The 23,853-nt window shown below is 32.8% G+C and carries 32 protein-coding genes; 21 read left to right on the forward strand and 11 right to left on the reverse strand.

Annotated features, from left to right (window positions below; all coding sequences use genetic code 11):
- The first annotated feature begins 430 nt into the window (after positions 1-430).
- The gene (locus BFS35_RS14270) at positions 431-715 is read left to right on the forward strand and encodes a phosphotransferase (RefSeq protein WP_407943225.1); all 285 of its coding nucleotides are present in this window, start codon (positions 431-433) and stop codon (positions 713-715) included.
- Positions 716-836: 121 nt separating this feature from the next.
- Here the strand turns inward: BFS35_RS14270 and BFS35_RS05500 are convergent, their stop codons facing one another.
- Genes BFS35_RS05500 through BFS35_RS05510 form a run of 3 tightly spaced genes read right to left on the reverse strand, consistent with a single transcriptional unit; the run spans position 837 to position 1,736 of the window.
- On the reverse strand, positions 837-1,103 hold the full coding sequence (locus BFS35_RS05500) for a DUF3986 family protein (protein WP_099579541.1): 267 nt from the start codon (positions 1,101-1,103) through the stop codon (positions 837-839).
- 53 nt (positions 1,104-1,156) lie between these two features.
- The gene (locus tag BFS35_RS05505; protein ID WP_099579539.1) at positions 1,157-1,438 is read right to left on the reverse strand and encodes a hypothetical protein; all 282 of its coding nucleotides are present in this window, start codon (positions 1,436-1,438) and stop codon (positions 1,157-1,159) included.
- A gap of 1 nt (position 1,439) precedes the next feature.
- Positions 1,440-1,736 carry a DUF2089 family protein gene (locus BFS35_RS05510; RefSeq protein WP_099579537.1) on the reverse strand — a complete coding sequence of 99 codons (297 nt, stop codon included), beginning with the start codon at positions 1,734-1,736 and terminating at the stop codon, positions 1,440-1,442.
- Positions 1,737-1,888: 152 nt separating this feature from the next.
- Here BFS35_RS05510 and BFS35_RS05515 point away from each other — a divergent pair, with 152 nt between their 5' ends.
- The 7 genes from BFS35_RS05515 to BFS35_RS05545 all read left to right on the forward strand — a co-directional run bounded on the left by BFS35_RS05515 (position 1,889) and on the right by BFS35_RS05545 (position 6,110).
- Positions 1,889-2,170 carry a hypothetical protein gene (locus tag BFS35_RS05515; RefSeq protein WP_099579536.1) on the forward strand — a complete coding sequence of 94 codons (282 nt, stop codon included), beginning with the start codon at positions 1,889-1,891 and terminating at the stop codon, positions 2,168-2,170.
- Positions 2,171-2,192: 22 nt separating this feature from the next.
- Entirely contained in the window at positions 2,193-2,798 is a 606-nt protein-coding gene (locus BFS35_RS05520; protein ID WP_099579534.1) for a stage II sporulation protein M, read from the forward strand.
- Between the two features lie 110 nt (positions 2,799-2,908).
- A complete protein-coding gene (locus BFS35_RS05525) occupies positions 2,909-3,802 on the forward strand; it encodes an Abi family protein (RefSeq protein ID WP_099579532.1) in 894 nt (297 codons plus the stop codon).
- Between the two features lie 329 nt (positions 3,803-4,131).
- The gene (locus BFS35_RS05530) at positions 4,132-4,530 is read left to right on the forward strand and encodes an 8-oxo-dGTP diphosphatase (protein WP_240628411.1); all 399 of its coding nucleotides are present in this window, start codon (positions 4,132-4,134) and stop codon (positions 4,528-4,530) included.
- Positions 4,531-4,792: 262 nt separating this feature from the next.
- On the forward strand, positions 4,793-4,981 hold the full coding sequence (locus BFS35_RS05535) for a GNAT family N-acetyltransferase (protein WP_331466710.1): 189 nt from the start codon (positions 4,793-4,795) through the stop codon (positions 4,979-4,981).
- Positions 4,982-5,192: 211 nt separating this feature from the next.
- On the forward strand, positions 5,193-5,615 hold the full coding sequence (locus tag BFS35_RS05540) for a cytidine deaminase (RefSeq protein WP_099579609.1): 423 nt from the start codon (positions 5,193-5,195) through the stop codon (positions 5,613-5,615).
- A 42-nt stretch (positions 5,616-5,657) separates the two neighbouring features.
- The gene (locus BFS35_RS05545) at positions 5,658-6,110 is read left to right on the forward strand and encodes a MepB family protein (RefSeq protein WP_099579530.1); all 453 of its coding nucleotides are present in this window, start codon (positions 5,658-5,660) and stop codon (positions 6,108-6,110) included.
- A gap of 46 nt (positions 6,111-6,156) precedes the next feature.
- Here the strand turns inward: BFS35_RS05545 and BFS35_RS05550 are convergent, their stop codons facing one another.
- Positions 6,157-6,573, reverse strand: coding sequence for a VOC family protein (locus BFS35_RS05550; RefSeq protein ID WP_099579529.1), 417 nt, complete (start codon positions 6,571-6,573; stop codon positions 6,157-6,159).
- A gap of 213 nt (positions 6,574-6,786) precedes the next feature.
- On the opposite strand from BFS35_RS05550, the gene BFS35_RS05555 reads away from it, so the two are divergent.
- From BFS35_RS05555 to BFS35_RS05580, 7 genes are all read left to right on the forward strand, one after another.
- Entirely contained in the window at positions 6,787-7,359 is a 573-nt protein-coding gene (locus tag BFS35_RS05555) for a helix-turn-helix domain-containing protein (RefSeq protein ID WP_099579527.1), read from the forward strand.
- 186 nt (positions 7,360-7,545) lie between these two features.
- Positions 7,546-8,172, forward strand: coding sequence for a DUF4004 family protein (locus BFS35_RS05560; protein WP_158554263.1), 627 nt, complete (start codon positions 7,546-7,548; stop codon positions 8,170-8,172).
- Positions 8,150-8,872 (forward strand): polymer-forming cytoskeletal protein, encoded by a 723-nt coding sequence (locus BFS35_RS05565; protein ID WP_099579524.1) that lies wholly within the window; start codon positions 8,150-8,152, stop codon positions 8,870-8,872. The genes BFS35_RS05560 and BFS35_RS05565 overlap by 23 nt, the downstream gene beginning before the upstream one ends.
- 126 nt (positions 8,873-8,998) lie before the next feature.
- Positions 8,999-9,583: an NUDIX hydrolase gene (locus tag BFS35_RS05570; RefSeq protein WP_099579522.1), complete on the forward strand. Its 585-nt coding sequence runs from the start codon at positions 8,999-9,001 to the stop codon at positions 9,581-9,583.
- A 22-nt stretch (positions 9,584-9,605) separates the two neighbouring features.
- Complete coding sequence (locus tag BFS35_RS05575; RefSeq protein ID WP_099579520.1) at positions 9,606-10,169, forward strand: GNAT family N-acetyltransferase; 564 nt, start codon at positions 9,606-9,608, stop codon at positions 10,167-10,169.
- Between the two features lie 25 nt (positions 10,170-10,194).
- Positions 10,195-10,323 (forward strand): hypothetical protein, encoded by a 129-nt coding sequence (locus BFS35_RS14115; RefSeq protein WP_275068221.1) that lies wholly within the window; start codon positions 10,195-10,197, stop codon positions 10,321-10,323.
- Positions 10,323-10,601, forward strand: coding sequence for a hypothetical protein (locus BFS35_RS05580; protein ID WP_099579518.1), 279 nt, complete (start codon positions 10,323-10,325; stop codon positions 10,599-10,601). Before BFS35_RS14115 ends, BFS35_RS05580 begins: the two co-directional genes overlap by 1 nt.
- Positions 10,602-10,660: 59 nt before the next feature.
- On the opposite strand, the gene BFS35_RS05585 is transcribed toward BFS35_RS05580, so the two are convergent.
- The 5 genes from BFS35_RS05585 to BFS35_RS05605 all read right to left on the reverse strand — a co-directional run bounded on the left by BFS35_RS05585 (position 10,661) and on the right by BFS35_RS05605 (position 15,270).
- Positions 10,661-11,323: a helix-turn-helix transcriptional regulator gene (locus tag BFS35_RS05585; RefSeq protein ID WP_099579516.1), complete on the reverse strand. Its 663-nt coding sequence runs from the start codon at positions 11,321-11,323 to the stop codon at positions 10,661-10,663.
- Positions 11,324-11,523: 200 nt separating this feature from the next.
- Positions 11,524-11,619, reverse strand: a complete 96-nt coding sequence (locus tag BFS35_RS05590; RefSeq protein WP_407943226.1) for a hypothetical protein — start codon at positions 11,617-11,619, stop codon at positions 11,524-11,526.
- A gap of 181 nt (positions 11,620-11,800) precedes the next feature.
- Entirely contained in the window at positions 11,801-12,418 is a 618-nt protein-coding gene (locus BFS35_RS05595) for a CadD family cadmium resistance transporter (RefSeq protein ID WP_099579514.1), read from the reverse strand.
- A gap of 79 nt (positions 12,419-12,497) precedes the next feature.
- Positions 12,498-14,912, reverse strand: coding sequence for a cadmium-translocating P-type ATPase CadA (locus tag BFS35_RS05600; protein WP_099579512.1), 2,415 nt, complete (start codon positions 14,910-14,912; stop codon positions 12,498-12,500).
- Positions 14,905-15,270: an ArsR/SmtB family transcription factor gene (locus tag BFS35_RS05605; RefSeq protein ID WP_099579510.1), complete on the reverse strand. Its 366-nt coding sequence runs from the start codon at positions 15,268-15,270 to the stop codon at positions 14,905-14,907. The genes BFS35_RS05600 and BFS35_RS05605 overlap by 8 nt, the downstream gene beginning before the upstream one ends.
- A 271-nt stretch (positions 15,271-15,541) precedes the next feature.
- Here BFS35_RS05605 and BFS35_RS05610 point away from each other — a divergent pair, with 271 nt between their 5' ends.
- From BFS35_RS05610 to BFS35_RS05625, 4 genes are all read left to right on the forward strand, one after another.
- A complete protein-coding gene (locus tag BFS35_RS05610) occupies positions 15,542-16,048 on the forward strand; it encodes a CueP family metal-binding protein (RefSeq protein WP_099579508.1) in 507 nt (168 codons plus the stop codon).
- A gap of 254 nt (positions 16,049-16,302) precedes the next feature.
- The gene (locus BFS35_RS05615) at positions 16,303-18,351 is read left to right on the forward strand and encodes a copper-translocating P-type ATPase (RefSeq protein ID WP_099579506.1); all 2,049 of its coding nucleotides are present in this window, start codon (positions 16,303-16,305) and stop codon (positions 18,349-18,351) included.
- 108 nt (positions 18,352-18,459) lie between these two features.
- On the forward strand, positions 18,460-18,912 hold the full coding sequence (locus tag BFS35_RS05620) for a CopY/TcrY family copper transport repressor (protein ID WP_099579504.1): 453 nt from the start codon (positions 18,460-18,462) through the stop codon (positions 18,910-18,912).
- Between the two features lie 137 nt (positions 18,913-19,049).
- Positions 19,050-19,301: a copper ion binding protein gene (locus tag BFS35_RS05625; RefSeq protein WP_099579502.1), complete on the forward strand. Its 252-nt coding sequence runs from the start codon at positions 19,050-19,052 to the stop codon at positions 19,299-19,301.
- Between the two features lie 179 nt (positions 19,302-19,480).
- On the opposite strand, the gene BFS35_RS05630 is transcribed toward BFS35_RS05625, so the two are convergent.
- Positions 19,481-20,098, reverse strand: a complete 618-nt coding sequence (locus BFS35_RS05630; protein ID WP_099579500.1) for a YdhK family protein — start codon at positions 20,096-20,098, stop codon at positions 19,481-19,483.
- Between the two features lie 704 nt (positions 20,099-20,802).
- Between BFS35_RS05630 and BFS35_RS05635 the strand changes: the two genes are divergently transcribed.
- Positions 20,803-22,191, forward strand: a complete 1,389-nt coding sequence (locus BFS35_RS05635; RefSeq protein WP_099579498.1) for a sensor histidine kinase — start codon at positions 20,803-20,805, stop codon at positions 22,189-22,191.
- On the forward strand, positions 22,184-22,855 hold the full coding sequence (locus BFS35_RS05640) for a response regulator transcription factor (protein ID WP_205757148.1): 672 nt from the start codon (positions 22,184-22,186) through the stop codon (positions 22,853-22,855). The genes BFS35_RS05635 and BFS35_RS05640 overlap by 8 nt, the downstream gene beginning before the upstream one ends.
- A 506-nt stretch (positions 22,856-23,361) precedes the next feature.
- Here BFS35_RS05640 and BFS35_RS05645 read toward each other — a convergent pair.
- A complete protein-coding gene (locus BFS35_RS05645) occupies positions 23,362-23,688 on the reverse strand; it encodes a four-helix bundle copper-binding protein (protein ID WP_020006663.1) in 327 nt (108 codons plus the stop codon).
- Positions 23,689-23,853 lie beyond the last annotated feature (165 nt).

The following is a 23,853-nucleotide window of genomic DNA, read 5'->3' on the forward strand; positions in this document are numbered from 1 at the left end:
TAGCTTGTGTAGTAGGAATAATTATAATATTTCTACTAAAGAAAAATTTAGATTGGTCGTATTTATATCATAGACATGGAAATATACTTTATATCATCTTATCACTATTTGAAAATTTGATTTATAGTATCCCTTTAATAACAGGGATATACAAAGTTTATAAAAAAAATATTCATCCTTTACGCCTAACTTTCATGTATCTTTTTATGTCTATTGGTTTTGTTGTACTCTCTAGATTTATAGCATTAATAACTTTATTAATACAAGATCCAAATTATAGCTTGATTTGGTATTTTCTTATAGTAAGTATCCTCAACTACACTACCATATTATATTTATTAGTATATTTAGTTTATTTAATCATATGTTGTGTTTTAATGATGAGTAATAAAATATTAATGAGAAAAAATCAAATCTAATTAAATGTCTGATTTTTTTAAAAGATAATCAACCAGAAGAAGAAATAAGCTACACGCACGGTGATTTATGTACGCCAAATATTTTGATTAAAGATGGTAATATTTCAGGTTATATTGATTTGGGACGAGGTGGTCTTGGTGATCCTTATCGAGATATAGCACTTTGCTATAGGAACTATTTTTATGATAATCAGAGTAGTGAAGAAGTTATCAAGAGTAAACTCGAATTGCTCTTAGGATTTCAATTAGATATGCAAAAGGTTAAATATTATATTTTAGTGGATGAGCTCTTTTAATGGAGATATAGTTATTAGCAATTAATTTTATTGTTGAAGTTGGTAGCAGTAACGAATAAAAGTAGCACTGAATCAAATCAGTCGCTACTTTTTTATTTTTAGTGAGAAACTAAATAATTTTTTATTTGTTTATAATTCTATTGTCATTTAACCATTTTTTAAAATAATTATAGGCTTCATCATATTCTAAGTTTTCTTTATTAACTTCTAAAATTTTATAACCAAGGTTTTTAATATGTTCATACTTTTTAAGTTGATCATAGTCTATGTCTTGTTCGTCATCTAAATAAAAAATAGATACATTATTTTTTTGATAAATTGTTGCTTCAATATCATAGCCATTATCATAAAATCCAACATGTAAATGATCTAAATTATCTAAACACATATCAATTCACTCCATACCATATGATATTTTTGGATTTTAGTGCAAAGATGGACTTATAAATCTTGACTTCTCATTTTACTTAACTCAGAAGTTCTTTTTTTGCTGTAGTCTTTCTGTGCACTTTCATATTCTAAATATAATAATGCATACGCAATTAATAATAATACTCCTAAAGCCCATAAAGGCCAAACTTCATTGATATATAGATAAGCCGCATATAATGTGCATAAAATAGGTACGACTAGACCTAGAAATTTATACTTTGTTCTGGATAAAAAAAATTGTGAAGCTAATATAGCTGCAAATATTAAAGCATTTATAATATGTTGTGTCATTTTATTGCTCCTTTTCACTGTTATATAGATTAATGATTTTCTTAGCCTCTTCTAAACTTATTTTTTCATCAATAGCCAAAGATTTCACATAGTTTACGAGTCCTGAGTTTTCTTCTTGTGAAGCTAATTCTATTTTTTGGATCAAAGCATTAAGTCTAATCCTTACAGTTGGATATGAAACATCATACATTTTGGCGATGCTTTTTAATGAACCTGATTCTAAAACAAAGTTCTTCATAAATTCAATATCTTCTTTATCTAATTTTAATAACCAGTCTGGTAATTCATTTCTTTCCATCTTGCTCCCCCAATCTTTAAATTCATTCTAAAGCTTATATTAATAAAAATCAATAATTAAACAACAATATTTTTAATAAAATTAAAAAATACTTTAACTTTATTAAAAATTGTTGTAAGCTAATGTCATAATACAAATTATGGAGGTAACATATGTTTAATATTGTTGAATTGATTTTCTTAATTTTAGTTTTATTTGGATTGCAACGCTATTTAGCTTCACGTGATAACAAATTGCTAGGTTTGGTTATACCAGTAATTTTTAACTTATATGTAATCTATAATTTTAAATTCGTACACCAAGATATTGAATACTTATGGTATAGAGCAATAATAGGAAATCTTATCCTACTTGCTGACTATTACTTTGGTCTTCAAAAGAGGAAAGAAAGATATAAAAATGAAATTCAAAAAATGAAGTCAAAAGATATCTAAAATCTTTTAAAAGGAGTAGTATATGAAAAATCTAGAAGTAAGTTGTATTAAGAGAGCCTTTATTATTTATGGCATTATGATGTTAGTGGCCATTGTAACTTTTATTATTTCACTAGTATTTTATCCATCAGAAGAAATATTTAAAGACATAGCCAGTAAGTTACCTTCAAATTCTGCAGAATTAAAAGGACTTGATAAAGTATGGATGTATGTGGTAAATAATGGGTTTACTGTACCGTTGCAAATGTTTATTCTATCTCTAATACCTATTCCATTTCTTTATTTTTTAAATGTAATATCTACTACAATCATTACTGGAATTATATTTGGTTTTGCCATTCATGTGGTTCCTGATTTTGGATGGATATTAGTATTATCGTCTACACCACATACATTGATAGAAATTCTAGCATTTTGTTTTGTTGCAAGCGGACTATGGACATTGAACAAATCAATCGTTAGAAAGGTAAGTAATTTTTTCAGAAAAGAAAAGAGATATGGACTATCTATTTTAGAAGCTATGTATAACTTGATCAGAGTTTATGTATTTATTGCATTACCTTTATTTATCATTGCAGCCTTTGCCGAAACATATTTAACGGATTTCATAGAACATGTACTAAAGTAGACTTAAAACCGCACTCTTAACCGATACGCTGAAAGTTATCATAAATAGAACATATGTTCGTTTATTTATATTATAATGAATTTAATAAAAAATTCATTAGGTGATGATTAATGAAAAACAAGCTAACTATCGTGGCACAAATCCAGAAGTTAAAGGACAAAGGAATATATTTCAATATTATTAACGAAGAAGATGCACAAAACATTCTACTAGATAAAACTTATCTTTTTAAACTATTCTATTTTCGGAAAAGTTTTATGAAAAATATAGATGGCAGCTATAATGTAGAATTTGCTTGCTTATCGGACTTAGCATCCATTGATATGGAAATGAGATATACATTACTACAACTAACATTAGATATAGAGCATTCTTTAAAAGTATTATTAAACAAATATTTAAGTATGATACCAAATGAAGATGGATATAATATAATTGATCAATTTATAGATAAAACAAATATTACTAAGAGAGATATTTTTAAATATAAAATGAATAAAAACGAAGTTTATCCAGAATGGGAAAAGTTTTATCAGAATACGCCATATTGGGTTGCTTTTGAAATTATGAGTTTTTATCATTTTGAAAAATTTGTAACTTTTTATTATGAAACTTCTAAAAATAGAATATTTAAGTTGGCTAGTAATCAGTTAGTGTTAGTGAGGAATATAAGAAATAGTTGTGCACATAATTCTGTAATTAATGTCCCATTATTTGATGATACGAATGTAACGGCAGAATTAAATAGTTATTTCAGTTTGCATAACATTGAGGTACATTTTAAGCAGTCTAAACCATTTATTGATATTGCAACATTGTTGATGATTCATAATAAGTATTGCAATCAATCTATAAAAAATAGAGCTTCTAGTAATCTTCAAAGACTACTACAAAGGTTATCATTAAACAGAGATTATTATGATAGTTATAATTATATAATAAAATATATTGATAGTATTAGTAAGGTAATTAATCACTATATTGAAATAAATACTTGCGAATAGGTGACTTTTCAATTATTATTGAATATAAGGAATAAGGGAAGACCTACCTTGCTGCGTCTAACCACGCGGATAGAGGCGAAAGACATGTCGATTTGACATGTCTTTTTTGTTTATATAAATAAATCTCACTATTAACCAATCTACTGAAGTTTACCATAAATGATGCGGTTAATATCTAGGAAATACCGCAGTCTTGAGAGATGCGCTAATAATTATTATAAGAAATGTTATAATCGAATTAAATAGGACTGAGATGAGGGCATATGATGAGTAGAGCAAAGATGACAATTATTACGAATATGTGCATGATAGAATGACCTGATGATTATATATTAGTTCAGGATCGACAAGGTAAAGCGTGGCCAGGTGTAACATTTCCTGGAGGGCATGTTGAAGTGGGTGAATCCTTTCATGATTCGGTCATTCGTGAAGTTCTGGAGGAAACAGGATTAACTGTTCGAAATCCTAAACTATGTGGTATAAAACAATTTATAACTGAATCAGATGAGAGATATATCGTCCTACTCTATAAAACAACTGACTTTACAGGTGAGTTGCAATCGTCACCAGAAGGAGAGGTATTCTGGATAAAAAAGGATGAATTAAAACATTATAAAGTAAGTAATGACTTTATGGAAATGTACGAAATATTTATCAATCCAGAGCTATCAGAATTTTTTTATGAGCTGAATGAGGATGGAGATCATTGGGATATTAAATTATATTAAGTCATAAAATCTCGAAATAAATAATTAATTGAATAAACTCCCTATTGTCAATTAATGTATTTAAAAGTCAGTAGGGAGTTTTTCATTGAAAGTATGATTACATGTATAACTTTTCTATTAAAACTGATGACATAATAAACTAATGAATAAGGTAAATTCGTAAAACAATATTTAGCAACTAATTTAATAGTCAAAAAAGATAATAGAATATAGAGATGCGAACTAGCAATACAAAACAGACTTTTTAGGGAGTGTGATTTATTTGGATATTTTAGAAACAGACCGTTTAATCCTACGTGAGTTAAGAGAAGATGACAAAGAAAATTTAGCTAAAGTCCTCTCTGATCCTATATCTATGCAATACTATGATCATCCGTTTAATGAGCATGAGGTTGAAGAATGGATTAAGTGGAATATCGAAAATTATGCTACATATAATTGTGGTCTATAACAAAGGTTATGCCTCAGAAGCGGCGAAAGCATGTATGGACTATGCTTTTGATTTTTTAGGATTTGAACAAATATATTCATATTCAACTATAGATAATCTACCTTCTCAAAAGGTAGCTGCAAAAATAGGTATGAAGAAACATAAAATATTTGAAAAGAACGGGTTACAACATATCGTTCAAACAGCATCCAAAGAAAAGGAGAGCATTAAAATGAGTATCGAACAAAAGTTATTTGATGAAGCTAAATCTTTTATTATTAAACGTTTCCCTAAAGGATGGGGAGGTGCTGCAGCGATGTATTCCAAGAAAGGTGAAATTTATATTTCAGTTGCTCCCGAGGTAATTAATGCTTCAACAGAACTATGTATTGAAACAGGAGCGATTTTAGAAGCTCATAAATTTGATGATATTATTACACATAGTATTTGTGTAGTAAGAGATGACGAAAATAGTGAATTTAAAGTGTTAACACCATGCGGTACATGCCAAGAAAGATTACTTTATTGGGGGAACAATGTTAAGGTGGCTGTTACTAATGACAGTGATAATTTAGAATATAAGTCATTAAGAGAGTTACAACCGTTTCACTGGACAAATGCATATCATGATATTGAATTCAAAGAGATCGTATAATAAAATAAAATTTACTGCAAGACTGTTAGAGGTGTACTCATAATGCATTCTTTTAAAATATGGAACAAAATATTCGAAGATAGAGAAATAATTGTAGAAAAAGAAGATTGGAATAAGGAGTATGAAGGTTTACATATTTCAAGTGGGAATTTTAATTTTATAAGTAGATTAGCTAAGAAAACACCTAAGAAACCGGGATATTTCGTTGCAATATGGAAGAAAGATGAAAATCATAAAAATACATCATTCAATAAAAATGATATAGGCGATTACCTCGTAGTTAATATTCTAGATAACAATAATGAGGGACAGTTTGTTTTTCCTGTCAGCGTCTTAATTGAAAAAGGTATTATTCAGTCGGAAAAATCAAAGGGAAAAATGGCTTTTAGAGTCTATCCGCCATGGGTCAAAGATTTGAATAAAACTGCAATGGTTAGTCAGAAATGGCAGACTGAACATTTTTATAAGATGGGTGAATATAAGTTTGATATGTAATATATAGAACAGTAGCGATTTAAAATTTTAATCGCTACTGTTTATTTTAATAGTTTTTAGAAACATTATTCATTAACTTCTCAAAATCCTCTTCATTAATATTCGATTCCGTTAATGTTATTTGATAACCTTCTGGATCTACAATTGTCATTTCCACTGCATTCCACGGCATTTGTTCTAAAGGTGTAATTACATACTTCTCAGATATCGAATTAGCAATTGTTTCGATATCATCAACAAGAACATTAATGAAACAACCATTTCCAATAGTAAAGTCATTAGACAAAATCAGCATGATGTCCTGATATTTTTCTTTTCTTAAATGATTCATTATCACTTCATTATCTTCATTGCGAAACTTGAAAACACTTCTAAATCCTAAAGTATGTTTATACCACTTCTCAGCTTTTTCAATATCTCTCACCAATAATTTATTAAACAATGGCATTTGATAAAATTTCATGTCATCACCTCCATGATTCTATCGTAAGGTATGACGTGACGTTAGAGTAAAGAAGAATTATTTATATACAGATAGCTAGTTAGTCATTATATTTCCTAGGAAATAATGACTATAAAACATTTTATAGCCCTTATTCTGTTGTATTATAAAGATATTAGATAGCACGAAATCTTTAATCAAGTTATGGTTAGTGGGAAGAAGGAGCTGTTGAACATGGATGTAGGCAATCAAATTAGATATTACAGAAAAGAGAACGATTTATCTCAAGCAGAATTAGCAGAAAAGATATTTGTTTCAAGTCAGACCATATCGAATTGGGAGAATGAAAGAAGTTATCCGGATTTACATAATTTGATTGAGCTTGCTTCTTTGTTTAACGTTTCTTTAGACCAACTTGTTAAAGGAGATGTTAAGATGATGAGAAATGCAGTGGATCACAGTAATATGGGTAGGTATGGAAATTTAATGATGCTTTTTACATTATTAAGTGCTGTATCTTTTGGTGCTGCTTTTAAATTTAGTGATGGGTGGTTTGGTTTTCTTGTTCCGCTACTTTTGTGGATGATTTCATTTTATTTTGCCAATAAGATTGAGCGATTGAAGAAGAAGTATGATGTTCAAACATATAAAGAGATATTAGATTATATGGAAAACGGTGAAGTAATACGACATACACCAAGAGATGAGAAGAAATTTAAAAGGGAAAAAATAATAATCGTGACATGTTTTACAGCAGCATTTGGTATTCTAGTGCTTATCAGTATATTTCTATTTCAGTTACTATAATAGATATTTGAATAAACCTCATGATCTTTTCACAATTGAAAAGATTATGAGGTTTTTAATTTTCAAGGATAGGTTATTCATCTAATTTTGTCGTGAGCGATCAAGAGGGTAAATAAATAAATTTTGTAACTTTAATCACTTTACTAACATAACAATGTTATGTTACACTGTTTTCGAGGTGATGATATGGAGGATTTAATATCTAAAAAAGAGTTGCTACAAGTATGTGATATTAGCTACGGTCAGTTATATCGTTGGAAAAGAAAAAAGTTGATTCCTGAAGATTGGTTTATAAGAAAGTCTACTTATACAGGTCAAGAAGCATTTTTTCCTAGAAATAAGATGATTGAGCGTATAGAAATGATAAAAACATTAAAAGATGATCATTCTTTAGATGATTTGTATAGAATGTTTGAAGAGGATTATGAACTAATTGACCAAGAAGACTATAGTAGTAGTTTGTTTGCAGAGCCTTATTGGGAAATTGCAGAATCAATCTTTAACAAACGTAACAATGTTTCGCATAATGAAGTTATGACACTGATGTTTATAGAACTTACCTTAAATTCAGGATATTTTTCCAAAGAAGAAGTATTAGAAAGTGCACAAACATATCACCACAGTGAAGTGAAAGATGTAAATTATTATTTTGTGCGAGCAATGGGAGTGTTCATTCTTGTTTGCGCAAAAGAGATAGTAAATATAAGTGAAAATGCAAAGATTATTTATGAATTAGATGATACAAAAATTCAATTAGCTGTAAAACAAAAATTGAAAAGAGGTAATCATAATGACAACGAATTTAAATATTAATGCAATGACAACGATAACTGCTGGAGAGTATGGCGAAATTAAAGTTACAGGTTTGGGATCAGTAACTGGTGATATTAAAGCTGATTTAATTAAAGTAAGTGGAAAAATGGATGCTGAGGGTGATATTTCAGTTAGAGATTTCAAAGTATCAGGAATGACTAGCATCGAAGGTTCATTAAAAGCTGATACTATGAAAACAAGCGGTAAGGCTAATGTTGAGGGAAGTATAGAAGGTAAAGACGTCCATGTATCTGGTATGTTAGATGTTGAAGGAAATATTACGGGTGAACGATTAAAAGTATCTGGTTATTTAACAGTTGAAGGTGATATCGAAGTTGATCATTTTGAATGTAGTGGAAAAATTGAAAGTGATGGTTTGATAAATGCTGAAACGATTAATATTACGCTTGGGAATAATTGTTCAGCACAAGAAATTGGTGGAAAAGAAATCACTATACTAGATGGAAAGACAACTGATAATAAAGGTTTATTTGCATCATTGTTTACAGAAAATAAAAGTGGAAAGCTGTCTTGTAATTTAATAGAAGGCGATGAAATTCGTTTAGAAAATGTGTTATGCGATGTAGTGAGAGGAAAGAATATTATCATTGGTAAAGGTTGTGTAATAGAAAAAGTTGAATATACAAATACAATAGAAGTCATTGATGATGCAATTATTGATGAACAGATAAAAATATAAATAAAGACAATCACTTCTCAAAATTTGAGAAGTGATTATTATTATAATCTAATAGATTATAGATTAATTTATTTAGTAATAAAATAATTTATGAATAATACCAGTTCGAGATAAAGGAAGATATGAATGAGTGAGTTATTAAATGTTTATTATAAAAATAGAAAATTAAAAGGTGTAGATAGTAGACAGAAAATACATCAACAAGGGGAATGGCACGAAACGTTTCAATGTATATTTACACAAGATGACAATATATTTCTTCAAAAAAGAAGTTCTAATGTTAAAGATTATAAAGGCATGATTGATGTAACAGTTGGAGGACACTTATTAAATAATGAAACAGTCGATAATGGAACGCGTGAGATTGAAGAAGAGATGGGGCTTCAAGTAGGCTTTGAAAGTTTAAGCTTTTTATGTACGCTTCCTGAGGAGATGACTTCAGGTGATATGATCGATAGAGAGTTTATAAATATATATACTCTAGAAGTGTCAGAAGAAGATGTAAGTAGTATTCAGCATGATACAGAAGTAGAATATTTATTAAAGATAAACTTGGAAGATTTCTATAATTTTTGTATAAACAACGCCGAGAATTGCAAAGGATATAAAGTTATTAGCGAGGAAGAGATTACTTTTACAAAAAGTGATTTTCTACCTTACAGCAATGCATACTTTATGTGTATCGGTGCGTTACTATACTATAGGAAGTAAGGAATAAAAAAGGGGTAATTTTATGAAAATTTTAGATTATTCATCAAAATATGAAGATTCATGGATTCGATGTAGAACCTTATCATTTCTTTACACGCAGTATTTTGATGATGTTCTTCAAACAAAACCTAAAATCGATGGTATTGAATTAATTTGTGTAGGAAACAATCAAGTGATTGGATTGCTCGATATCGAAATTAAAAATGCTTATTGTAGCTATGATAAGCATCAAAAAGGTGCAATGATAGAGACAATCGCAGTTCATCCTGATCATCAATCAAAAGGTATTGGCCAAAAATTATTAGAGGTTGCTGAAGAAAGATTGAAATTAGAAGGTATAGATTATTTAGAAGCATGGACTAGAGAAGACGATTCAAGCAATCAATGGTATATAAAAAATGGATTTTCTCAATTCAACTCATATTTTCATGTATTTACAAGTGGAGATATAAAGACTAGCAATCCTCATTTTCACCCGATTTTTACATTTGGACATGTAACAGATAGAAAGCAAATTGATGAAACGGTAGTAGACAGAATTTATGAGTGTAGAGGTTATGTGAAAAAATTATGTATACAGAACTAATAATAAATCTAAGAAAGAGTGTTATATGAAGATACTAATTGCACAACCAAGACAAGAAGAAGAAATAACCCAATTGAGAGATGCTATTACTACTCATCCTGAAGTAGATATTTTTTATTTCCAGAAGGATATATTTCAAATAGCGATAAATTAATGGATGTACAAAAACTAGCTAATGAAAATAATAAAATTATTATAAGTTCCTATAGGAAAAACAATAAAGATGTTGCAGTAGTTATTGATGAGTTTGGGAAAGTAGTATATTCGCGTGATAAGACAGGATCTTCTCCTATCGAAAAGTTAGTCCATCCCTTGCATTTCAAGTTAGGAAAATATAATGTGGGTTATATTTTATGTATGGAAATTCTAAAAGGATATCGCGATTTTAATACTGACATACAACTAGATGAATCGCCTACTTTCTTAATTTAACAATACATCCCCTCAGGGGAGTTGTCCAATTAAGTGTAGACGATTCAAGAATAATAAAGCTAAAGTCTACATATATGAAACGGATACAAGTGGAACTGCATTACTTTTTCCGGATTTGATATTTCAGCATCTGTTGTTTGCAAACTTTTAATATTTTTTATACGAAATTGTCGATTGTTCTTCTTTAACCACAACTTATATTGATTGTGAGTACTTGTAATCTGTACGGGATTTCCTACAATTTCTTCTCCATGATATTTGAATTTGATTGTGTTCTGTTGGTGTATTGCTTCTTGTAAAATAGATAACACTGTCAGAGTGTTTTTTTCTTCGTCTACTACGTGAAACATGTTTATCTGTTCTAAAAGATGCTTTGTATCATGACTATAGAACTTGTAAATAATTGATTTTAATAGTTCGTACATATCACGACTTATTACAGAAGAATGGTTTTTGAGATGCATAATGAGTATTGATAAGATATTACTATCCAGTAATGTATTATGCCTTATTAATCGGTACTCATTTGTCTTATGTTGATACGTAACTTCCATTCTCTGCTGATATTCATCATTATCAAATAGGTAGTTTCTAATATCGTCAATATCGCGTTGTATTGTCCTTTCATCGACTTCTAACTCGTCGGCTAGGTTCATTTTGTTAACTCCTTGATTGTTAAGGAGGCGAGTATATATTGTTAGAAGACGTTGTGCTTTGTTCATGAATCCACCCCTTATCGCTGTACCTTTATTTTATAAAATCGATTAGACACCGTTTGTCATGGATGGAAAAATTCTGTATTGTTTTTACAGATATGGGACGATGAATATTTCGGTTGTTTCTATGCGAAGGTGACAAATCGTTAATAAAAAAATAAAGGTCAGACACATAATATCTAACCTTTAGAGATGACCACTTTCTTTTAGTGAAATGAATGAATCATCTGTAAAGATATATGATCGAGGACATCTATTCCAATCAATTTACCCACTTCATAAAGACGCTTCTTAGCTTCGATATCTTCATATGATGGTTGAGGATCTTATCAAGAGCAAATTATGAAAAAAATGGTTTAAATCAATGTTCTTACTTTAAGTACATGTGTTTAACGTAAATGATAATTAGTTAAATATAAAAAGGTTATCCCAATCAATAGGATAACCTCTTTATACTTTACTTTATGGTTTGGATTCGCCACTTCAAAGAAGAAATGAAATCAGAGCATTGAATGTTCCATTTTCAAACAATATATAAATACCTAGCCCAATGAATACAATTGGTACAATCCAACGTTCATATTTCTCAATTGTTTCCGATATAAAATCGAAGGAAGCTAGACTGTAACTGACATAGCACAAAACTCCAACCATAATTAGAAAGACAATAGTGACAATAAAGATTTCAGACATACTTAAGGTCGTGAAGTACGGTATATAAATGGAAAAGTCATCCGCACTGGAAGCCAATACGATGAAAGTCATCGTCAAAAATAACTGATTAAATTTTCCAGAGGAGAATAAGGATAAAATGCTACTTTCATCTTCATCCTCTTCTCCTTTAATCCATATTTTCACGCCTAGGTAAAGTGGTAAAAGTCCAAGTAGTCCGATAACCCATTGCTGAGGAATTAAATTTACAACCCCCTGTGCAATTAAAAGACTTGCTCCTATCACAATTGCAGTCCCTATATATTGTCCTATCCAAATATGTTTTACCTGACCTTTTTTTATTTGCGAAAACAAAAGAATTAATATGACGAGATAATCAATTCCTGTTGCTACATATACCGCAGTAGCCGTCAGTATCGTCGCGATCATTTTATCATCTCCAATATTTTAGGGATAGGACTTTTCTTCAAAATGAAAAGTCCTTCCGTAAATTGCACACATATAGTACCTATTTATCCTTCACTCTCATCAGTCGCAAACTATTTAATGCTACCAAAATAGTGGCTCCCATATCGGAAAGAATCGCAATCCAAAGGGTTAGCCAGCCTGGAATAACCAATAGTAAGGCAATTATCTTAATTCCGATGGCAAACGTGATGTTCGCTTTGATGATATTTAGCGTTTTCCTGCTAAGTCTTACTGCAAATGGAAGCTTACTTAAATCATCTCCCATTAATGCAATATCAGCTGTCTCGATGGCAGTATCTGTTCCAGCACCGCCCATTGCAATGCCAACAGTGGATGCAGCAAGTGCAGGAGCATCATTGACGCCATCGCCAATCATAGCTACATTACCATGCTCGGCTTTCATTTTTTTAATATAGTCCAACTTATCCTGTGGCATCAATTCGGACTGAATATCAGAAACGCCTACATGAGCACCGATTGCTTCTGCGGTACCTTGATTATCACCTGTCAGCATAATTGTTTGCTTGATTCCTAACTGATGAAGTTTTTGAATCACATTTTTACTTGTTTCGCGGACCTCATCTGCTACAGCAATCACGCCGAGGATTGTTTGGTCCGTTCCAATAATCATGGCCGTTTTCCCTTGGTTTTGTAAAACTTTCACTTTATTTTCAAACTCAAGGCTAAAATCGGAAACATTTAATTCTTTAAAAAGTCTTGGACTGCCAATGTAATAGGTTGTTCCATCTATATTCCCTTGAATGCCCCGACCTGTAATAGAAGTGAAGTCCTCCACTCTAACATCGGAATAAGTAATATTATCTTGCTCTGCTTTCTTCATTATTGCTGAAGCAAGTGGATGTTGTGATCGATATTCTAAAGCTGTAATAATGGAAAACAGCTCTTTTTCTTCCATTTGATCATTTAACACTTTAAAATCTGTTACCACTGGTACACCTTTTGTCAGTGTTCCTGTTTTATCAAATGCGATTGCCTTAATGGCTCCTAATTCCTCTAGATAGACACCGCCTTTAATCAACACACCTTTTTTAGCTGCATTTCCAATTGCCGAGACAATCGAGATTGGAGTAGAAATAACTAATGCACACGGACATCCAACTACAAGTACCGCTAATCCTTGATAAACCCAAGTATCCCAACTTCCACCAAAGAATAAAGGTGGAACGACTGCAACGAGCGCCGCAATAACCATAATGATCGGCGTATAATATTTCGCAAATTTATCTACGAATGCTTGCGCTGGAGCGCGCTCCCCTTGTGCTTCCTCAACCAGATGAATAATCTTGGAGATGGTTGTATCCTCTACGTATTTGGTGATTTTTACTTCAAGTAGTCCCTCTTCGTTAAGCGTACCTGCAAATACTTCATCATCTACCGTTTTGGCAACAGGGACAGATTCTCCTGTTATAGCAGCCTGGTTGACAGCCGACACCCCATTTATAATGATCCCATCCATGGCAATTTTCTCCCCTGGTTTGACGATCATAATATCACCCACGGCGATATCGTCCACATGGATCATTATTTCCTGACCATTCCGCCTAACAAGTGCTTCTTTTGGGGAAATATCCATCAATGAACGAATGGACTGTCTTGCTCTATCCATAGAAAAACGTTCAAGTGCTTCACTGATTGCAAAGAGAATGACAACAATGGATGCCTCTGCCCATTCACCAATGATGGCAGCTCCAATAACTGCAACGGTCATCAGGGTTTTCATGTCGAAATCAAAGCGTATCAAATTTTGAAAACCAACTTTAAATAGTGAATATCCGCCAATTACAATTGAACTTACAAATAACATGGAAGTTACAAGGTTATCTTCTCCATTTACAAATTGAGAAAGGTAACCAAAAGCAATCAGTAATGTGGCAAACAGCAATGTACTGTGTTTTTTATAAAACGGTATTTTCTCTGCTTTAGGAGCCTTAGTGTCTTCTTTGACCGCTTGTATCGATGGATTCGCCAGTTTTTCAGGAATTACCTTAAGATTCTCGAAAGCACCTGCTTTTTCAAGCTCTTCAACCGATGCATTTCCATATACATCAATTTTGGAAGCGCCAAAGTTCACTTTTGCATCCTGAACTCCAGCTAGTTGTTTTACATTTTTTTCAAACTTCCCAGCACAGTTTGCGCAAGAAAATCCCTCCACACGGTAAACATTTTTATCTTCTGTTACCACTGGTTCGACCCGTCTTCTAGCCTTCTCAGGTGCCACTTTAAGATTCTCGAAGGCACCAGCCTTTTCCAGATCTTCAACGGTTGCACTGCCAAAGACATCAATTTTGGAAGCTCCGAAATTGACTTTAGCATCATGCACCCCTGGTAGTTCTTTTACATTTTTTTCAAACTTCCCAGCACAATTCGCACACGAGAAACCCTCCACACGGTAAACCTGTTTATCTTCTGTTAATGTTTTTGTTGAACTATCCAATACTAGCAACCTCCCTTTGATGCAAGAAAGCTTTTTCTACAAGCTGTTTAACATGCTCATCATCTAGTGAATAATAGACTAATTTTCCTTCTTTACGGTATTTTGCTATACCTAAATTTTTCAATAATCTTAAATGATGGGATGCCGTAGCCGTTGAAGATTCAATGATATTAGCTACATCACAAACACATAACTCTCCCTCTAAAGACAAAACATAAGCAATTTTAACTCTTGTATCATCTGATAGAGCCTTAAAAACTTTCACTACATCCATAGGATTCTGTTTAGCAAGGTCTTTTTTAGCCCTGTTTACCTTATCTTCGTGAATACAGGTAACTTCACACATATCTTTTGTCATAATTATCCTCCTTATTCAAATGACTGTTTGTTTGATGATTATAATATATCCCACCATAAACAAATAGTCAAATGATTGTTTGAATGATATATGATTAATATTAAAAAGGATTGGTTTCTAATGTTAGAAACCAATCCTTTCGGAGATTTTCAAGGCTTCTAATTATGAATACATTAAATAACTTGTTTATATAACTTTCATAGAAATGACATATTATTATAAAATTTGTTTAAAAATTATTGTTAAAATTAAATATCAAGGAGGAATCTGAATGAAAAAATATTTAATGCCAGTTTTGATGGGCGTAATCTTTATTTTAACAGGTTGTAGTGATGACTCAGCATCGAACGAATCAAATATTAAAAAAATGGTTTCGGAATTAAGCGCTAGTAATAAAGTAGAATCAGCATCTATAAATGATAAAACACTTATTGTTAAAGATAATGGAGATGAGAATGTCTATAATTTGCCAGACGATGAATTTTTTGTATCTATTGCACCATACATCTCAGATACACATCCTTGTGAATTTCATAGCTTAACAGGTTGTCAGGGAGAGCTGATGAATGAAGAGATGGATGTAAAAATTACAGATGAAGATGGAGAAGTTCACGTTGATGAGAAGTTGACTACCCTTAAGAATGGTTTTTTGGATTTTTGGCTGCCAAGAGATAAAAATTACTCTTTAGAAATTAATTATGATGGAAAAAAAGTTGAATCTAATTTTTCAACTTTTGAGAATGACAGCACCTGTCTGACAGATTTACAGCTTAAATAATATTATTGAATGCAGATTACCCAATGCTATTAAGTGTTGTGGAATCTGCATTTTTAATTCAATGTTAAATCTCAGAGTAGCAGTTAATTTATTTTTACTTAGTTTTTAAATACATGTAGTGGATAGTTTCTGCACATATATTTTTTATAATAAACTTAGTAAATTAACAGCTTGACAAAAAACGATTACAGATGTAAACTTAAGTTAATAAATCGATTACAGTTGTAGTCTTATTATGATATAGGAGGGAAAAAATGAATAAAGAAAGTAATCATAATCATGCTGAGCACGAAGAAAATCATCATAACCATGAGGAGAGCCACGAATCCCATAATCATAGCGGACACGATCATCATGCGCATATGGTGACAGATTTTCGTAATAAATTCTTCATTATCCTGATATTCACAATTCCAATTGTACTTCTATCTCCGATGATTCAAAATTTCATAGGTGTGGATTGGCAATTTACTGAAGATAGTTATATTGTGGCAGCGTTGGCCACGTTCGTTTATTTCTACGGGGGTTGGCCATTCATTAAGGGCGCTTACGATGAATTGAAAAACAAAGAACCAGGCATGATGACATTAATAGCAATGGCGATTTCTGTCGCTTACCTCTATAGTATGGCAGTTGTTTTTGGATTCAATGGGGAAGAAATGTTCTGGGAGTTGGCAACTCTTGTATTAATCATGCTTCTGGGACATTGGATTGAAATGCGATCTATTAACAATGCTTCCAAGGCCCTGGAATCCCTCGCATCATTAATGCCTGATACGGCAAACCGTATCACTGAAAATGGTGAAACAGAAGAAGTTCAGATTGATGATATTAAAGCGGGTGATTTACTATTGGTAAAACCCGGAGAAAAAATGCCGCTGGATGGTAAAATCGTTAAAGGAAAGTCGCAAGTTGATGAATCAATGTTAACGGGTGAATCTGTTCCAGTTGAAAAATCCGTTGATGACGAGGTCATTGGAGGTTCAATAAACAGAGAAGGTTCTCTCACTATTGAAGTAGAGAAACTGATGAATGAATCTTATCTGACACAAGTTATAGATATGGTTAGAGAATCACAACGTACTAAATCGAAAACTCAGGATGTAACTAATAAAGCAGCTAAATGGTTATTCTATATCGCTTTAGCTGCCGGTATTATCACATTTATCGCTTGGATAAGTATTGGAGCAACTATAGATGCTGCTATCATAAGATTGGTAACAGTTTTGGTTATTGCTTGTCCTCATGCTTTAGGTCTGGCAGCACCGTTGGTTATTTCAGTATCTACATCACTTGCTGCAAAGCACGGTTTGTTAATTCGAAAACGTCCACAGTTTGAAAAGGCTCGTAAAATTAACGCTGTGATCTTCGATAAGACGGGTACTTTGACTGAGGGTAAATTTGGTGTTACAGATATACAGACTTTCAATAATATTGACGAAAATATCCTTTTAAGTTATGCAGCAACAATAGAAAATGAATCGGAACACCCTATTGCGAGAGGTATACTCAATGAAGCCAAGTTAAAAGAACTTGAATTGCTTGAAATGTCAAATTTCAATTCAATTACTGGTGTAGGAATTGAAGGGACGATTGATGATAAACAAGTCAAAGTAGTGAGTCCGGGATATGTACGTAAACAAAAAATAGATTTTGACGATAAGAACTTTAATAAATGGTCAGAACAAGGTAAGACGGTAGTTTTTCTTTTGGTAAACGAAGAATTAGCAGGTGCCATTGCACTGGCAGATAAGATTAAGGAAAGTTCTAAGCTGACAATAGAACAGCTGCATAAGAGAAATATTAAAGCTATAATGTTGACCGGAGATAACCAAAAAGTCGCAAATTATGTCGCAGAACAAATTGGGATTGATGAAGTCTATGCTGAAGTAATGCCCAATGAGAAAGCAGATAAAGTGACAGAAATCCAAGAACGTGGTTTGGTTGTTGCAATGACAGGTGACGGAATCAATGACGCACCGGCATTGACTAAAGCAGATGTTGGTATCGCAGTGGGTGCAGGCACAGACATCGCGATGGATAGTGCAGACATCGTTCTCATTGACAGTAATCCGAAAGATATTCTTGCAATTTTCAGCCTGTCCAAAAAAACATATAATAAATTGGTACAGAATCTGATCTGGGCAACCGGATATAACGTGATTGCCCTCCCATTGGCAGCAGGGGTGCTGGCGCCTTGGGGGATAATACTCAGTCCGGCTGTAGGTGCGATTTTGATGAGTCTCAGTACAATCATCGTTGCAATCAATGCACAGTTACTTCATAGATTTGAAGTAGAATAAAATAAATGCCGGCAAATCCTTACTTAAGGATAGTCGGTATTTTAATTCTTTACTGTATGAAATATGAAAGACATCTTAAAAATACTTGAAAAATTTAGAGGTGAAAATATGACCAAAGCAATTGATTCAAATATCACAGATTCCGAATGGGAAGTGATGCGGGTCGTTTGGGCACAAAACAAAACTACGAGTAAAGATATTAGAGATATTATAGAAAATAAAAAGAATTGGAAACCGGCCACGACCAAAACACTTATTGGCAGACTTGTTGATAAAGGTGTATTAAACACAGAAAAGGACGGCAATAAATACATTTATTCAACTGATTTAAAGGAAAGTGATTTTCTTAAAAGTAGGCTTGAACAAACTTTCAATAATATATGTAGTAAAGACGTTGGAAAAATAATTGCAGATTTAATTTCAAAATCAACATTAAGTTTTAGAGACATAGAAGAATTAGAAGAAGTATTAGAAATGAAAAAAAAGAATGCAGTTGACGAAGTGCAATGTAATTGTGTTCCAGGTCAATGTAATTGTGTTCCAGGTCAATGTAACTGTTAATCAGCAGTAGATACAATGAATTAAGTAAGATAATTGATTGGTTAAATAAAAAAATAGAGAAAATATAAAATACCTGACTGGGGTATGATGAAATTATTGTATAGCGTAATCTAATTAAATTTTAAGGAGGAATTTATATGTCAAAAGTAACACTTAATGTAGAAGGAATGTCATGTAGGGCTTGCGTTAATAAAGTTGAGGGAAGTGTCAGTCAATTAAATGGCGTTGAATCAGTCAAAGCTCAAATTCCTGAAGGTAAAGTAGATGTAACATTTAATGACAGTACAATTAATTTGGCAGACATCAAAGGTGCTATTCAAAATACCGGCTACGAAATTAAAGAGGATATTGATAAAGAAGATGGTTCTGCGTGTTCATGCTGCAGCTAGGTAATGACAAAAGATTTTAAGAATTTAGAGTATCATCTTTTTATGTCATATTGATTCTATATAATAATTGTAGAAAGAGACCAAGATAAAAAATCCGGCAAATCTTAATTCAAGATTTGCCGGATTTTTTCTTTGTAATCAGGAATCCATGCTTTTATCCTATATTACTATTCACTAATTTATTCCACAGGTGCCAGTTCACTTTCTGTAACCCACTTATGATTCTGCACTTCTTCTTCAGTATCTGTTGTAACAAAATCTACCATATAGACAGTCGTTTCTTCAGCTGAGTCAATCGTGGCTGTTGCACCATCCATGCCTTTCATGTGATCCGCATCCAAGGTCACTTCAGTGCCGGGCTCCAGTGGTGCTTCTCCTGGACCTTCCAATTCTTCATGGATGACCCATTTATGATCTTCGACAGGGTCTCCACCATTCGTAGGTGTGTATGAGACAGTATAGACAGTCGTGTCAAAAGCACCGGAAATTGTTGCTTCAGCACCATCCATACCTTGCATGTGCTCTGCTTCAATAATTGTCCGACTTCCGACTTCATAAGTTGGATTTTCTGCTTCTTTCAAATCTTCAGGCACTTCACCCGAACTGGACATCTCATCGGCTGAATGTTCCATATGACCTCCGGAATCTGATTCCATGTCCATTTCCTCCTCAGATTTAGACTCTGTTTCAGTGCTTTGGCTTTCTTCATTAGGCTGAGTTTCCCCATTACCACAGGCAGCCATTAAAAATACAGCGAATATGGAAAGAAGTCCTAATAATATTTTGTTTTTTACCATGTATATACCCTCCATTTTATTAGTTATACTGAGAACTTTACCAATAAATTTTGCAGTTTACGTGCAGATTCAATGAAAAATAAATGTATTTAATCAAGAATAATATTACCGACTCGACATATTGGATTTCAATTTAATGGTTTATTAACCGTGGATGATATCTCAGCGCTTCCTTCAAATCTGCATGAAAAATCGATATTTAAATAATAAAATCTATAAAGAGAGTAGCGAATATAATCATGATACCAAGAAAATTAATAATATAATATTATCATCTATATTTTTAGCAGGATGTGGTAAAATCACTCATGTAACTTCGAGTCACCCTTTAAATTTAAAAAATCTTGACGGTCAGGTGTTATACTTAGTCATACATTTTTCAGACTAAAACTTCGTTGCAGCTGCTACTTCTGCTAGATTATTTTATCGAAAGATAGTGGAGATGAAATATGATGGTATTTTGTATGTTGCAATCAATCCGCAGAATGAAGATGAGTTAGCAATCTAGACTATAAATAGAAATAGTTATGTGTCTAATGACGGCTCATAAGAATAGTGGAAGAAAATTTTAGTTGTGGGCAAAGTAAAATAAGCTGAATTATTCATAATAAAAATACTACTTTTCTATATAATATGACTAATGAACAAAATGATAAGATGATATATTACGATTTATACTGTTGCAGAAAACTGAGGAGGCTTTTATGTTCAATAAATTAGCTTTAAAAATCGGACTTTTGTTTTTTCTGGTGATTCTTATTATTGAAATCATGTTATTCTATATCCTATATACAAATCTGGTCGCTGATCGTGTGGAGGAAGTGATGGGGGATTTATTAGCCCGGGGGAATACACACAGAGATGTATTGGAAGAAAACTATACAACCGCGACATTGGAACATGTTGCGATTATGGAGTCAGAATCAGATTTTATTGTGGTGATAACAGATCAGAATGGAGAGATAATCACCAATTCTGATCCGGTTGAACCAGAAATGATAACTGTTATTGAACATACTGATTATGGTGAGATACCACGAGAAGGAGCTATCCTGAAATCAAATTGGTCAGAAGAAAAATATGTCTCTACAGACAGCCCCCTAACTTTTAACGAAACTCATAGCGGGCATGTTTTTATGTTTGCTGAAAGTGATAGCATTGAACGGATTATTGATCATCTCAGCCATAAGTTTTTGCTTGTGGGTCTATTGACTTTACTTCTGACTGTTATAACGGTGTTTATTCTTTCCAGAGTTATTACCCAACCGGTATTGAGGATGAAAAAAGCGACAGAACAATTAAGTAGAGGCAATCATAACGTGGAATTGTATACACATCGAAAAGATGAGCTTGGAGATTTGGCGACTTCGATTACTTTGCTGTCGCAAGATCTGGAACGTTTAAAAAACGAGAGAAATGAATTTTTAGGGAGTATATCGCATGAGCTACGAACACCTTTAACCTATATGAAAGGGTATACGGATATTATTAGCAGAAAAGAAATATCCACGACGGACAGGAATAGATACATTAAAATCATTCAGGAAGAAACAGAGCATTTAGAAGACCTGATAAAAAATCTGTTTGAATTAGCTAAAATCGATCATAATGAATTTGCTATCACAAAAGAGAGGGTAGTATTTAGCGCTTTGATTGAGACGGTTTTAGCACGAATCCGTCCAGCGCTCAATGAAAAAAAGATAGAGCTTTTCTTTCATTGTCCGGACAACTTGGTTATTATGGCAGATCCCGAAAGAATTCAACAAGTTATATTGAATATATTAGATAATGCAATAAAGTATACTCCCGAGAAAGGTCATATCACAATGGAAGTTATTCAAAATAAAAATGAAATTTTAACAACTATTTCAGATACAGGAGAAGGAATCCCAGAAAAAGATATACCCTTTATATTCGATCGACTGTATCGTTCTGAAAAGTCTAGATCTCGGGTAAGCGGAGGGTCTGGTCTCGGGCTGACAATCGCTAAAGAAATTGTGGAGTTGCATGGTGGCGAGATTGGACTAGAAAGTACACTTGGCAAGGGGACTGTTTTCGTCATATCTTTAAAGAAGGAGAATGTAAATGAATAAAGTGCTGTTAATCGATGATGAAGAGAGAATGCTCGAACTGTTGACATTATACTTGAAACCTTACCCTTATTTTTGTCAAAAAGCAGTAGGTGCAAAAGCAGGGCTTAAGTTTGTTAAAGAAGAGAAGTTTGATCTTATTCTACTGGATATCATGATGCCTGAAATGGATGGATGGGAAGTATGCAGAGAAATACGGCAATACTCAGATGTACCTATTATCATGGTGACTGCACGTGAGCAGAAAGAAGATATTGTAAAAGGACTCAAGCTGGGTGCAGATGACTATATAACAAAACCTTTTAATGAAGAAGAATTGGTTGCAAGAATGGATGCATTACTAAGAAGAACAAGACCTGTCAACCGGATTGAAGTCGACAGACTGTTATGGGACGAAGATCAATTTGAACTATCCTATAAAAAACAGCTTGTAAAATTAACACCAAAAGAATTTGCAATCATTGGATTACTCATGAAAAATCCAGGAAGGATATTTTCTAGAGATCAATTGATTGATTTAGTGTGGGGCATGCATTCTGAAACGGAAGGACGTACTGTGGATTCCCATGTTAGAAATATGCGGAAAAAAATTCGGGAAGTCGGCTTTCCTATCGATGATTACTTTCACACGGTGTGGGGCGTGGGCTACAAGTGGATTAGAAAGTAGCTTTCTCATATTATCGACTGCTTAAAAATGTAGATTTTGAGCACATTGCTAAAATTAATTTGAAATATTTTAAAAACTGCACACTAACTGCACAAACCATAGGCATATGTTTTAGAGACTATTATTTCTGAGGTGATGCTAATGAGCGAATATAAAAAAGACAGCTTATCTTTACTGGATTATCTATCTCAAATGGATAATCTGTATGGATAAGCTCTTTTTATTATATGAATTAACAGATACATTAATGACTGTTTTGAAGGGAATTCGGTTTACTCCTCCTTGCAACGATGGTTCTAAGCGAACTCAACTGTTTTTTATAACCTTGTCTAAACTAAGGCGTCTCTTATAAGTATTGTCAAAATCAAGGGCGCTCTTAATTAATAATGCAAATACACCTTAATGTATATTTTCGTTAAAATGCTGGGTACAATCTTAACCGGAAATAAAAGAAGTGGTATGTCCAGAATAAGTTCCGACATACCACTTCTTTCTAAGTGTTGTGCTTAGGCGATTTCTTTACAAGCCTCTGCACATTTGAAGCACGCATCTGCACATTTCTGGCAGTGATCGTGGTCATGTTTTTGACACTCGTTGCCGCATGCTTCGCAGACCTTGGCACATACTGCCGCCAGATCAGAAGAAAATGGTGAATTTCTTGTCAGAGCCTGTTCTAAAAATGCACAGATATCTGCACATTCACGATCCAATCGGATACACTCCGCCATCATTTTTACGTCTTCTTCCCTCAGACAGGCATCGTAACAGTGGTTACAGGCTTCCATACATTCATGTAACGTCTGAATCAGTTGTTGATGTTGTTCATGAGCCATTATAAATCCCTCCTATAGAATTGAATGCACTTACATTAATTGAATACCCATCCATTTCGCATATAAACCGATATGGTAAAACTCCATAGAAACTGCACATAATTTTAATGATGATTGTCCTTCTCCAACTTACTCAATATTGTAATTCGTCTAGAAAAAATCAAG

It is taken from the genome of Macrococcoides goetzii, from assembly GCF_002742385.2.
Lineage (GTDB): Bacteria > Bacillota > Bacilli > Staphylococcales > Staphylococcaceae > Macrococcoides > Macrococcoides goetzii.